Source organism: Aeromonas sp. DNRA1 (assembly GCF_963888745.1).
Classification (GTDB): domain Bacteria; phylum Pseudomonadota; class Gammaproteobacteria; order Enterobacterales; family Aeromonadaceae; genus Aeromonas; species Aeromonas hydrophila.
In genome coordinates this window covers 1-12,100 of the sequence record NZ_CAWPKQ010000001.1, presented here as the reverse complement: position 1 = coordinate 12,100, position 12,100 = coordinate 1, and the positions used below count along the sequence as shown (strand labels likewise).

Annotated in this window: 11 protein-coding genes and 3 tRNA genes; 10 read left to right on the top strand and 4 right to left on the bottom strand. The window is 64.5% G+C overall.

Translation table 11 applies throughout. The annotated features are described in order from the left end of the window. The first annotated feature begins 142 nt into the window (after window positions 1-142). Window positions 143-1,132, top strand: a complete 990-nt coding sequence (locus AACQ43_RS00070; protein WP_011706238.1) for a D-alanine--D-alanine ligase — start codon at window positions 143-145, stop codon at window positions 1,130-1,132. Between the two features lie 78 nt (window positions 1,133-1,210). Here AACQ43_RS00070 and AACQ43_RS00065 read toward each other — a convergent pair whose 3' ends face one another. Further along, entirely contained in the window at window positions 1,211-1,624 is a 414-nt protein-coding gene (locus AACQ43_RS00065) for a VOC family protein (protein ID WP_113994869.1), read from the bottom strand. Window positions 1,625-1,790: 166 nt separating this feature from the next. Between AACQ43_RS00065 and AACQ43_RS00060 the strand changes: the two genes are divergently transcribed. Together AACQ43_RS00060 and AACQ43_RS00055 are read left to right on the top strand one after the other, a co-directional pair. Then, window positions 1,791-2,552, top strand: coding sequence for a tRNA-uridine aminocarboxypropyltransferase (locus tag AACQ43_RS00060; RefSeq protein ID WP_168965270.1), 762 nt, complete (start codon window positions 1,791-1,793; stop codon window positions 2,550-2,552). 208 nt (window positions 2,553-2,760) lie between these two features. Beyond that, the gene (locus AACQ43_RS00055) at window positions 2,761-3,540 is read left to right on the top strand and encodes a TSUP family transporter (protein ID WP_011706235.1); all 780 of its coding nucleotides are present in this window, start codon (window positions 2,761-2,763) and stop codon (window positions 3,538-3,540) included. Between the two features lie 84 nt (window positions 3,541-3,624). On the opposite strand, the gene AACQ43_RS00050 is transcribed toward AACQ43_RS00055, so the two are convergent. Next, entirely contained in the window at window positions 3,625-4,479 is an 855-nt protein-coding gene (locus tag AACQ43_RS00050; RefSeq protein WP_168965267.1) for a LysR family transcriptional regulator, read from the bottom strand. 52 nt (window positions 4,480-4,531) lie between these two features. Beyond that, entirely contained in the window at window positions 4,532-5,449 is a 918-nt protein-coding gene (locus AACQ43_RS00045) for a DMT family transporter (protein ID WP_168965265.1), read from the bottom strand. Between the two features lie 172 nt (window positions 5,450-5,621). On the opposite strand from AACQ43_RS00045, the gene AACQ43_RS00040 reads away from it, so the two are divergent. The 4 genes from AACQ43_RS00040 (at window position 5,622) to AACQ43_RS00025 (ending at window position 9,337) form a co-directional block, all read left to right on the top strand. Then, window positions 5,622-6,509 carry a helix-turn-helix domain-containing protein gene (locus AACQ43_RS00040; protein WP_011706232.1) on the top strand — a complete coding sequence of 296 codons (888 nt, stop codon included), beginning with the start codon at window positions 5,622-5,624 and terminating at the stop codon, window positions 6,507-6,509. Window positions 6,510-6,570: 61 nt separating this feature from the next. Continuing rightward, on the top strand, window positions 6,571-6,693 hold the full coding sequence (locus AACQ43_RS00035) for a hypothetical protein (protein ID WP_254902163.1): 123 nt from the start codon (window positions 6,571-6,573) through the stop codon (window positions 6,691-6,693). Window positions 6,694-6,770: 77 nt separating this feature from the next. Continuing rightward, window positions 6,771-8,408: an ATP-dependent endonuclease gene (locus AACQ43_RS00030; protein WP_042067495.1), complete on the top strand. Its 1,638-nt coding sequence runs from the start codon at window positions 6,771-6,773 to the stop codon at window positions 8,406-8,408. Window positions 8,409-8,617: 209 nt separating this feature from the next. Further along, a complete protein-coding gene (locus AACQ43_RS00025) occupies window positions 8,618-9,337 on the top strand; it encodes a hypothetical protein (protein WP_076360836.1) in 720 nt (239 codons plus the stop codon). A gap of 69 nt (window positions 9,338-9,406) precedes the next feature. Here the strand turns inward: AACQ43_RS00025 and glgX are convergent, their stop codons facing one another. Further along, the gene (glgX, locus tag AACQ43_RS00020; protein ID WP_168965263.1) at window positions 9,407-11,470 is read right to left on the bottom strand and encodes a glycogen debranching protein GlgX; all 2,064 of its coding nucleotides are present in this window, start codon (window positions 11,468-11,470) and stop codon (window positions 9,407-9,409) included. A gap of 196 nt (window positions 11,471-11,666) precedes the next feature. Here glgX and AACQ43_RS00015 point away from each other — a divergent pair. The 3 genes from AACQ43_RS00015 to AACQ43_RS00005 all read left to right on the top strand — a co-directional run bounded on the left by AACQ43_RS00015 (window position 11,667) and on the right by AACQ43_RS00005 (window position 12,086). Beyond that, window positions 11,667-11,743: transfer RNA gene (locus AACQ43_RS00015), tRNA-Met, on the top strand. Between the two features lie 93 nt (window positions 11,744-11,836). Next, window positions 11,837-11,913 (top strand) — tRNA-Met (locus tag AACQ43_RS00010). Between the two features lie 96 nt (window positions 11,914-12,009). Further along, window positions 12,010-12,086 (top strand) — tRNA-Met (locus AACQ43_RS00005). Window positions 12,087-12,100 lie beyond the last annotated feature (14 nt).

Genomic DNA, 12,100 nt, shown 5'->3' with positions numbered 1-12,100 from the left:
GGGGCTCCCATCGGCTGACAAGGCTTGATCTCCCTTGCTACACTGGCCCGCACTTATCTTCGTATCTGGCTTCGTCCGGTTTTAATGCGGTTGGGTTTTAAATGGTGATGGCGAAGCCGCTTTTCCCAAGGGATCACATCTAATGAAGAACATCCATGTCTTGCTGCTGTGCGGCGGCGGTGGCTCCGAGCACGAAGTCTCGCTGCGCAGTGCCAATTTCCTCGAAAAACAGCTCTCCCTCCTGCCCGGCGTGGAAGTGACCCGGGTCGAGATGTTTGCCGACCGCTGGCTCAGCGCCGATGGCCGCGAATGCAAGCTGGGGCTGGACAAGCTGCTGTCGTTTGACAGCGTGGCCCGGCCGGTGGATTACGTGGTGCCCTGCATCCACGGCTACCCTGGCGAGACCGGCGACCTGCAATCCTTCCTCGAGCTGGCGGGCCTGCCTTATCTGGGCTGCGACGCCGAGGCGAGCAAGATCTGCTTCAACAAGATCAGCACCAAGCTGTGGCTCTCCGCCATCGGCATCCCCAACACCCCTTATCTGTTCCTGACCGAGCAGAACGACGCGGCGCTGAGCGAGGCGAAAGCCGCGCTGGCCAAGTGGGGCAAGGTCTTCATCAAGGCGGCCTCCCAGGGCTCTTCCGTTGGCTGCTACTCCGCCAGCAACGAAGCGGATCTGGTGAAGGGCATTGCCGATGCCTTCGGTTATTCCGAGCAGGTACTGATCGAAAAAGCGGTCAAGCCGCGCGAGCTGGAAGTGGCGGTGTACCAATACGGTGACGAGCTGGTGGCCACCTATCCGGGCGAGATCTGCGTGCCGCAGGACAAGTTCTACACCTATGAAGAGAAGTACAGCAGCGCCAGTCACACCGAGACCGCACTGCGCGCCGAGGGGTTGACCCAGGCGCAGGCTGACGCCATTCACGAATACGCGCTCAAGGCGTTCCGTCAGCTCAAACTGACCCACCTGTCGCGTATCGACTTCTTCCTGACCGAAGAGGGCGAGATCCTGCTGAACGAAATCAATACTTTCCCGGGCATGACCTCCATCTCCATGTTCCCGAAACTGCTGGAGCATCACGGTCACCGCTTCGCCGACTACCTTGAGCAGATCCTGCGCAAGGCGGTCTGAGGCCGGCGCCCGAGCAGGGCTAGCTGAATGATGAAGAGGGGCCTGCGGGCCCCTCTGTCGTTGTTGCGGTAGGCGATGTCACATAGGGTCAGGGGTGAACAGCCAGATGTGCGCCCCTTGTGGATCTGCAATCAGGGCCATGCGCCCGACCCCCGGGATATTCATGGCGGGCACCACCACGCTGCCGCCGTGCTGGTTGACCTTGAGCACCCTGGCATCGACGTCATCCACCGCGATATAGGTTGCCCAGTGGGGTGGCACGCCGGCCATCTCGGGATTGCCCCGGGTGGCCTGCACGCCGGCGATCGGTCTGCCATTGGCAACCAACATGGGGTAGTCGCCGCCTTCCATCGCCATGGTCTGGCTCTCCCAGCCGAGCACCTCGGTGTAGAAACGGATCCCGGCCTCGGCATCGGGCAGATAGAGCTCGTGCCAAGTGAAGGTAGTGCCTTCGGCCAGGGCGTGCTCTCGGGCAATATCTTGTTCTGCCATCGTCGTCCTCCTGTGTCCCATGCGTGGGTGCATGGGTTGACGACCAAGTATAGAGAGGCGTGGCCTCCCGGCTTGTCCCGGATGGGGGGCCTTGCTGCGCGGTGGACGGCTCGCTACAATCTGCCCCCTTTTTGTCCTGCCACAGGCATCGCCAGAGCCGCGTTCCATGAAGCCAATTCCCGACCACGCCGTCAATCGCCTGCGCATCTGGCGCAAGAGCGTCTCGACCCGACCCTTTCTCGCCCGTGGCGGCAGCGTGCCGCGCTGCGAAGCTTGCCAGCTGCGCCACGACTGGTGTGCCTGCGAGTGGCGCCCCGAGCTCAAGGCTGAGGCCGGCTTCTGCCTGCTGATGTACGACAGCGAGCCGATGAAGCCTTCCAACACCGGCCGTCTCATCGCCGATGTGCTGCCGGATACCACCTGGGCGTTTCTCTGGTCGCGCACCAAGCCCCATCCCGAGCTGCTGGCCCTGCTGGCGGATCCCGCCTGGCAGCCCTATGTGGTGTTTCCCGCCTGCGAGAAGGCACCGGCCCGGCTCACCTCGGTGGTGACCCCGGTTCCTGGCAAGAAGCCGCTGTTCATCCTGCTGGACGGCACCTGGCCCGAGGCGCGCAAGATGTTCAACAAGAGCCCCTATCTGGACGACTTTCCGGTGCTCTCCATCAAGCCCGATGCGCTCTCCACCTATGGCATGCGGGTAGCCCACTGCGACGAGCACCTGTGTACCGCCGAGGTGGCGGCCTGCGTGCTGGAGGTGGCCGGCGAGCTGGCAGCGGGGCAGGCGTTGCAACTCTGGTTCAATCTCTTCAGCAGCCGCTACATGGCGGGCCGGGTCAGCCGGGCCCCCGGCGAGGATGAAGCTCACCTGCAGCAGGCGTTGGCCGACATCAAAGGCGATGGGGCGACCTGCGCGCCCGATGCTGCCTGAACAGGGTGGGTGAGGGGGCCGATATGCTTGCCAGCCGCTTCACAGGGGGGATTAATTGATGAAAATCAGGAATCAATTGCCTGCCACTGTTTCGTTAGCCTCATGAGCCAAGCCCCATTAGGATAGCGACCAGCGGTGTTCATCAGGCTCATGGCGAGCCTGCGCTGTGCGGGCCCTTGCCGGCCCCGTCAATGTTGTGAGGCTATGGATGGAATTGGAACTGTTTACCCTGCTTGCCCTGTTCGGCGTGGCCCTGGTGGCCGGCTTTATCGATGCCATTGCCGGTGGGGGCGGCCTGCTGACGGTGCCTGCCCTGCTCGCCACCGGCATGCCGCCGGCGCTGGTGCTCGGCACCAACAAGCTGCAGAGCAGTTTCGGCTCCTTCTCCGCCACCTGGTTCTATGCCCGCAAGGGGCTGCTGGAGTGGCACATCATCTGGCCGGCGGTGATCTGCACCTTCATCGGCGCGGCGCTCGGCACCCTGGCGGTGCAGACCATCGACGCCGCCATCCTGGAGCGGTTGCTGCCCTTCCTGCTGATGGCCTTCGCCTGCTACTTCTTCTTCTCCCCCCGGGTGAGCGATGCCGAGAGCTCTCGCCGCCTCGCCCCCATGGCGTTCGCCCTGCTGGTGGGCGGCGGGGTGGGTTTTTATGACGGCTTCTTCGGACCGGGCACGGGATCGTTTTTTGCCATCGGTTTCGTGGCGCTGGCGGGCTTTGGCATGGCGCGGGCTACCGCTCACACCAAGTTGCTCAACTTCACCTCCAATATCGCTTCACTGCTGTTTTTCGCGCTGGGGGGCAAGGTGGTGTGGAGCGTTGGCTTCTGCATGGCGCTGGGCCAGTTCATCGGCGCCCGTTTCGGCTCGAAAATGGTGCTCAAGCAAGGGGTCAAGCTGATCAAGCCGCTGCTGGTGACCGTCTCCTTGCTGATGTCCGCCAAGCTGGTGTGGAGCCAGTACCCCGAGCTATTTGCCTGGCTGGGGTAAGCGCTTTTCGCTGACAGCGGCAGTCACGGCTGTCAATGCAAGGGGGCCCGATCCGCAAGATCGGGCCCCCTTGCGTTGTGGCGCTCAGCCGGCCAGCGGCTGGAAGTGGGCTTGCAGGGCCTGCACCAGCTGGGCGATACGCGCACGCTTGAGGCTGTTTGGCCGATAGACCAGGTGCAGCGGGCGAGCGAGCCCGGCGAGGGGGCGAGCCTGGGTCCCCTGTGCGCCGACCAGCGCCAGCAGGCCGGCCGGCAGCAGCACTGGGCCGATACCGGCCTTGGCCAGCTCGATCAGCGCCAGGTAGGAGTCGAGCTCCATGGCGGGGGTAAGGCCAAGGGCCGCCAGCGGTTCGCGCAGATAGCGGTTGGAGGGGTTGTCCAGGTCCATGGTGAGGATCTGGCGCAGCCCTTGATCGGCGTTTTTCCCCTCGCGCTGATCGCCCTCCACCAGATAGAAGGGCTCCTCCAGCAGCAGTGAAGCTTCAAGTCCGTGGCCCGGTGGCAGGCGCCCGGCGCAGATGCCGAGCAGGGCGTCGCCGCCGCGCACCCGGGCCAGGATCACCGGCGTGTGGTGGGTGGAGAGGGCGATATGGGGATCCTGCTCGAGGTAGTTGTGCATGAAGCGGGCGAGGTAGCCCGCCAGGAGGGTCTCGGAGCAGGCGACGGGCAGGGGGGTCTGGTCGGTGAGGATCTGGCTGTCCGTCAGCACCCCCTTCATCTCGGCCAGACTCGGGGCCACCCGGGTGAGCAGCTCCCTGGCCTGGGGGGTGAGGCGGGTGTGGCGCCCATCCGGCTCGATGAGCTTCTTGCCAAGGCGCTGTTCCAGCTGGGCGATGCGCTTGCTGACCGCCGACTGGCTGATGTAGAGGCGGCTTGCGACCTTGGCCATGGTGCCCTCGCTCGCCAGCAGGCAGAGTGTCTCCAGCCCTTCCAGTAACATGCTCTCTCCCATCCTCGTCTGTTGAAAGCGGTTACCTTAGGGGCTGGTGGCATCAGGGGCAAGTACCGTTTGTAGCCCGTGCCAGCGGCCAGCGCCACGCCTTGACGGGCGGGGCGAAGATCACCAGGTTGCCGATGAGGCTCACCACCACGCCGACCACCGACACCGGCTGCCAGACGAACCCCTCGTAGAAGGTGGAGAGCGTCAGCGCCACCAGGGGGAACAGCACGGTGGCATAGGAGGCCTTGCTGGCCCCGATCCGCCCCACCAGGGTGAGGTAGGCCGTGAAGGCGATGACCGAACCGAACAGGGCGAGATAGACCATGGCCGCCAGGTAGTGACCGTCGGTCGGGATCACCAGCTGCTGGCCGAGCAGGGTGACCCAGCCCAGCAGCAACACCACCCCGTAGACCATGCCCCATGGCACCAGCTGCAGCACATGGTAGCCCTGGCGCTGGCCGCGGGCCGAGACCAGGTTGCCGAGCGAGAAGCAGAGGGTACCGCCGCAGGCGAGCAGCAGCCCCTTCCAGCCGTTTGCACCCAGTTGCGCATCCGCCAGCACCGGCCAGAACAGCAAGAGGGTGCCAAGGAGCCCCAGCAAGGATCCTTGCAGCCAGCGCAGGCCGGGTCTTTTCCCCTCGAACAGCCAGAGGTTGAGGCCGTTGAAGATGCTGGCACTGGCGAAGATCACCGCCGACAGGCCGCTCGGAATGTAGAGGGTGGCGTGATAGAAACAGAGGAAGTTGGTGGAAAAGAGCAGGCCGCCGAGCAGGGCCGCATAGCGCTGACCGGCCCAGGGCAGGCGCGGGAAACGGCCGCTGGCGGTGAGCAGGGCAAACAGCGCCAGCGCCGCCAGGGCGAAGCGATAGAGCACAGAGACCTCGATGGGAATGGGGCCAAGCTGCCAGGCGATGGCGATCCAGGTGCTGCCCCAGATAAGGACGGTGGCAAGATAGAGCATCAGATTCATGGGGTATCCGGTGAGATGACAACGACATGGGATCAGCATGCAGCGGGCGGTGGCGGCGGGCTTACACCATCTTGCGGTTTTTTGCGGGCAGCCGCAGCCTTTGCCGCTGCGCCGCGTTAAGATGGCGCACAAGGGCCATCAGGCAAGCAACAAGAGAAGAGGAACAGAGCGGGTGCTGCAGACTAAGCCGGCGGGAGTATTCGATGCACTGGTCAGCACGGGCGCGCGACTGGAGAACGCCTGCTGGCTGGAGCCCGGCCTTGGCGTTGCCAGCTGGCGCAATTGTTACGATCAGACCCGCTACCACAAGCCGGGCCACCATACCCTGAGCGTCTACCTGCAAGGGGGCGAGCAGACCGAGCGGCTGGACGGCCCGGGCGGCCACGGCGGCACCGGCAAGGTGTGCATCATGCCGGATCACCACAGATCCGAGTGGCTGGTGCGCGAGGAGTTTCGCTTCTTCCACCTCTACTTCACCCCGGCCCACCTGACCCGCATCGCCGAAGAGGTGTGCGACAAGGAGGGGCGCCATCTGCTGCTGGAAGACAAGACCTTCATCGACGATCCCAAGGCCGCCACCCTGGTGCAGGGCCAGCTGATGCAGCTGGACTGGCAGCACCAGGTGGACCGGATGGCGCTCTCCCACGGCGCCTGGATGCTGATGCTGCACGCCTATCGCCACCACACCCGGGAGGCGCCGCCCCTGCCCGAGGTGCGTGGCGGCCTGGCGCCGGCGGTGATCCGGCGGGTGCAGGAGTACCTGCTGGCCCATCTGGCCGAGCCTGTCACCCTGGCCGAGCTGGCGCAGGAGGCGGGCCTGAGCGAATACCACTTTGCCCGCATGTTCGGCCAGAGCCTCGGCTGTCCGCCCCATCGCTACCTGCTGGGGCTGCGGCTCAAGCGGGCCAAGCAGCTGCTGGCCGGCGCCGACTCCCTGGCCAGCATCGCCATCCAGTGCGGCTTCTCGTCCCAGGCCCACCTTGGCAACCGCTTCCGGGAGGCGTTTGGTCTGACGCCAGGCCAGTGGCGCAGCCAGCTGTCATCCTCCTGTCACAGATAAGCGGCAGATTGGTCGGCAACGAGGGGGAGCCTCGTTCCTTCAACCTGCACAGGAGTTGCCCTTGAATCATCGCAAACGTCAGACCCGTACCCGCCACCTCTGGTTCAGCCACTGGAATGCCCCTCAGGGCCGCCTTGGCATGCCGACCCCGCCCGAACCGCTCGTTCCTCACAGTTCCCGCTGAAAATCGCCACGACCCGATAGGATTTTCCCGACAACTTTGCCACTATTGCGCCATCAGGATGGACTGGATATGGCCGCATGTTTCTGGAACGCATTGAAGTCAAAGGTTTTCGCGGAATAAATCGCCTCTCGCTCGGGCTGGACAACACCACAGTGCTCATCGGCGAAAACGCCTGGGGCAAGTCCAGCCTGCTGCGCGCCCTCTGGTGTCTGTTGGGTCAGGATGCCGAGCCCTATCAGTTCAGCAGCGATGATTTCCACCAGCCTGAAGATCCCGAACTCGAGCCGGCCCGCCACCTGCAACTGGTGCTCACCTTCAGCGAGCACAGACCCCAGATGTGCCTGCACTCCCGCCGGCTGGCTAGACTTGGCGCGGCCTGGGTCAAGCACAAGGACAAGTTTCACCGCATTCACTACCGCGCCAGCGCCGAACTGCAGAGCGATGGCAGCGTCACCACCACCCACGACTTTCTCGACGGCATCGGCAAGAGCCTGCCCATCGACGATGCCCATGAGCTGGTCTGCCTGCTCATCACCATGAACCCGGTGTTCCGGCTGCGGGATGCCCGTACCGCCCGCAACGGGGTGGAGACCCTGCAGTGGGGGGATCTCTCCGAGCACCGGCTGAGCGAGCTGGCCGACAAGCTGATCGACGAGCCCCAGCGCATCGGCGAGCCCGAGCTCAAGGAGGCGTTGCAGGCGGTGCGCCAGCTGATGGATCACTACTTCAACGCGCTGGCCCCCATCAAGAACAAGCCGCGCAGCCAGCGGGAGATCGTCAATCGCCCCATGACCCTGCGCAACCCCGGCAATCTGCAGGCGCTGCTGCGCAATGCCGACAACCGGGCGCTGCAGCTGGCGATGGCGGGCATGGCGGCCACCCTGCTGCAGGCACGGGGCAACCGGGAGCTGGAGCAGGGCGCGCGCCCCATCATGATCCTGGAAGACCCGGAGAGCCGTCTGCACCCCACCATGCTGGCGCTGGCCTGGGGGCTGCTGGAGCAGTTGCCGGGGCAGAAGCTGCTCACCACCAATTCGGGGGACCTGCTATCTTCGCTGCCTCTCAACCAGATCCGCCGGCTGGTGCGCCGCCAGCAGGACATCGTCTGCCATCAGCTGGGGGGCGAGCGCTACAGCAGCGACGATCTGCGCAAGATTGCCTTCCATGTGCGCATCAACCGCCCCATGTCGATGTTTGCCCGCTGCTGGCTGCTGGTGGAGGGGGAGACCGAGATCTGGCTGCTCTCCGAACTCGCCCAGATCTGCGGCTACAGCCTGCGAGCGGAGGGGGTGCGGATCATCGAGTTCGCCCAGTGCGGCCAGTCTCCGCTCATCAAGGTGGCGCGAGATTTCGGCATCGAGTGGCATCTGCTCACCGACGGCGACGAGGCGGGGGTCAAGTACGCCACTTCGGCCCGCTCCCTGCTCAAGGGCGAGCGAGAGCGGGATCGCTTGACCCAGTTGCCGGCGGCGGACATAGAGCACTACCTCTATCACAACGGCTTCGAGGCGGTGTTCCGGCGTGAAGCCGGTGTGGGGGGGCGCTCGACCCTCAACGCCGGGCGCATCATCAACAAGGCGATTCACCATCGCAGCAAGCCGGGCATGGCGCTGGCGGTGGTGGAGGAGGCGGAGCGGCTCGGCGGCGAGCACATCCCGCCGGTGCTGCGTCAGATGTTCGCCCGGGTGGTGGCGCTGGCCCGCGGCCAGGGCTGACCGCTGCCAGCTCGGGCCGCAGCGGATGGCGAGGGCCCGGCATTCTTGGCTGGCAAGGCGGCCGGCTCCCGTTGCCGATGTCTGATCGCTAGTGCTCAATGACGGCCGCGCTCCCGGCAGGGATTGGGGATGGCGGCGGCTTTGGGTATACTCGGCCCCTTCATCCGGCGCCCAACGGCGCGTTCTGAATCCTTGCTGCTGGAGGCGTCATGTTTGTCCAACTCCCTTTTTGGCTCTTTCCCCTGACCGGCCTGATGGCGCTGGGGGCCCTCATCGCCCTGGGCCTGGTGCTCTGGCGCGGTGATCTCTGCCCGGGCCAGCGCTCGCGGATCACTACCCAGCTCTTCTCGGTCTGGGTGATCACCGGCCTCTCCCTGATGCTGGCGGTGGAGGCCAAGGCGGCCGACTGGCTGATCTGGAGTGGTGCTGCCGCCCTGATCCTGGGGGTGGTGCTGTCGCTGGCCCAATCCAGGCTGGAGGGCAAGCGCGCCATTCCCGCCACGCTGTTCTGGCTGCCAGCCATGCCGCTGCTGGTCTATGGCATCGGCTTGCTGCAGATCCAGGGCTGGCTTGGCGGCCTGCTGCAGATGGTGCTGCTGGGGGCGGCCTTCGCCCATTTGATGCTGCTGCGGGCCCGTCACCGCCTGCAGGCGTTCAATACCCTGTTGCCGCTGGCCGGGCTGGTGGCCGCCATCCTGAGTCTGCTCTGGCTGGCGGTGCTGGTGGGCTGGCAGGGAAGCAGTGCCGGCCTCGATGCGCTGATCCCCGCTGTACTGACCCAGGCTGCCCTGCTGATCGCGGCCTTGCTGCTCTGGTTCAGCCCGCTCTATCGCCAGCAGGAGACGGCCCCGGTGGTGGTCTCCACCGCCCTGTGCGGTCTCATCATCGCCCAGCTTGCGGCGACCAGCGTGCTACACCAGCTGGCCTGACAGACTGGCGTCATGAAAAAGCCCACCCCGGTTGCCCGGGGTGGGCTTTTTGCTGGCCGCAAGCAGCCCCTAGTAAAAGTCGTCGGCACCGCAGATGAAGAGGCAACTGCTGCGCGGTTGGGCCAGGTACTCCCGGGTCAGCCCCTCCAGCGGCATACCGAAGGTGCTGATGTCCTCGGGCGAGGGCAGGGCGGTGTCCAGGATCCGGCGCCAGTAGCCACCGACCCCCTTGGGGGGGCTTGGCAGATTGAAGGTGAGCGGCTCCCAGTAGGCGTTGAACAGCACGTAGAGGGCCAGCCGGGTTTCGCTCGACAGGGCTGACATGGCGATGGCGTGGGAGTGAGGGCTGAAGTCTGGCTGGGCGGCGTTGACCCCGTGCCAGCAGATCTCGCTGTGGCGCAGGATCTCGGTCAGCGACAGCGGCATGCTCTCCTGCTCCGGGCGCTGGAACAGGTGCTTGCGATACTGGATCAGCTCCTTCATGAAGCGGAACATCTCCTGGCCCATGGCATCAGGCTGCCACTGCATCCAGCAGGTGTCGTTGTCCTGGCAGTAGCCGTTGTTGTTGCCGTGCTGGGTGCGCAGCACCTCGTCCCCCATCAGCAGCATGGGGGAGCCCACCGAGAGCAGGGTGGCCACCATCATGTTCTTGGCCTGTCGCAGCCGCAGGGCGTTGATCTGGGGATCCTCGCTCGGCCCCTCCTCACCATGATTCCAGCTGAAGTTGTGATCGCAGCCGTCCCGGTTCTGCTCGCCATTGGCGTCGTTGTGCTTGCCGTTGTAGCTGGCCCAGTCCCACAGGGTGAAGCCGTCGTGGCAGGTGACGAAGTTGATACTTTTCTCCGGATCGGCGTGATGGTAGTGGTAGATGTCCGGGCTGCCGCACAGCCGCTCCACGAAGGGCATCACCGCATTGTCATCCCCGCGCAGAAAGCGGCGCACGTCGTCCCTGAACTGGCCGTTCCACTCGCGCCAGCGGGCGCCGGCCAGGCTACCCACCTGATAGAGGCCCCCCGCATCCCAGGCCTCGGCAATGAGCTTGATGTCGGCGATGCGAGGATCGGTATCGATGGTGCGCAGGGTTGGCGCATTGGCCTGGGGCTGGCCCGACTCGTCCCGCGACAAAATGGCCGCCAGGTCGAAACGAAAGCCGTCCACGTGCATCTCCTGGCGCCAGAAGTGGAGGCTGTCCATGATCATGCGCAGCACCACCGGGTGGGCACCGTTGAAGGTGTTGCCGCAGCCCGAATAGTTGGTGTCCTTCTGATTGGCGTCGAGGATGTAGTAGGCCTCGTTGTCGATGCCGCGAAACGAGAAGGTGGGGCCATCGTCGCCCCCCTCGGCGGTGTGGTTGTAGACCACGTCCAGGATCACCTCGATGTTGGCCCGGTGCAGTGCCTTGACCATGTCGCGAAACTCGGTGAGGGGATCCTCGCCGCTGGCGTACTGGGCGTGGGGGGCAAAGAACGACATGGGGCTGTAACCCCAGTAGTTGGAGAGCCCTCTGGGGGAGTCCTGGGGATCGAACTGGAACACCGGCAGCAGCTCGACCGCTGTGACGCCGAGGGATTGCAGATAGGGGATCTTCTCGATGAGGCCGAGGTAGGTGCCGCGCAAGGCGGGGTCGACCCCTGAATTCGGCGACTTGGTGAAGCCCCCCAGATGCAGCTCGTAGATCACCGAGCGGGAGAGGGAGTGGGCGGGCAGCTTGTCCCCCTCCCAGTCGTAGTGGCGGGTGTCCACCACCCGGTTCTTGGCACACTCCGCCAGGTTGCTGCCGGGGCGGGCCGCCGCCCAGCGATCGTAGTTGGCACCCAGCTCGATGCTGCGGCCATAAGGGTCCAGCAGCACCTTGTCCGCATCGAAGCGGGTGCCGTAGTAGGGGCGCCAGGGGCCCTGGATGCGATAGGCATAGCGTTGACCGAGCTCGATGCCCTCTATATGGATGTGCCAGTAGTAGGCAGTGCGATTGAGACGGGGTGACAAAGGGATCACCTCAGGGGTGGTATCGTCGGCACTGGCGAACAGCAGCAGTTCGACCCGGCTGGCGAGGCGAGCCCAGATGGCGAAGTTGACGCCGTCGTGCTCGGGTGTGGCCCCCAATTGACGGCAATGACCGGCGGAGATGCGCATGATAAACCTACCCAAAACGAGGAGTTACAAACCATCTGAGTGTAGTGCGCCAAGCTGGCCCCAAACCTGCTTGTCTGAAAAATCGGCGCTCTGTTGCAAATTCCTGCGATTTGTGCCGGTTTAATCTTCGAATGAAGTTTTTTTAGGATATTTACTTGCAATCTGAGCGCCGGCGCCTATTATTGGCGACCTCAGACGCGGGGTGGAGCAGCCCGGTAGCTCGTCGGGCTCATAACCCGAAGGTCGTCAGTTCAAATCTGGCCCCCGCAACCATCTGAGTTCTTGTATCAGGATTGCCTTGCAATGTTTTGATAAACAAGAGAATTCGAACAGGCTACTGCTCAGCCTGAACGAAAGAAATACGGACGCGGGGTGGAGCAGCTCGGTAGCTCGTCGGGCTCATAACCCGAAGGTCGTCGGTTCAAATCCGGCCCCCGCAACCAACTATTTGTGTTCATGGCAAGCGCATCGCGCTGCGGTGGAGACGAAGACAGCAAGGGGCAACTGCTCTGTCTCTTGTGGTGGCAGTACAATACGGACGCGGGGTGGAGCAGCTCGGTAGCTCGTCGGGCTCATAACCCGAAGGTCGTCGGTTCAAATCCGGCCCCCGCAACCAACTATTTGTGTCCA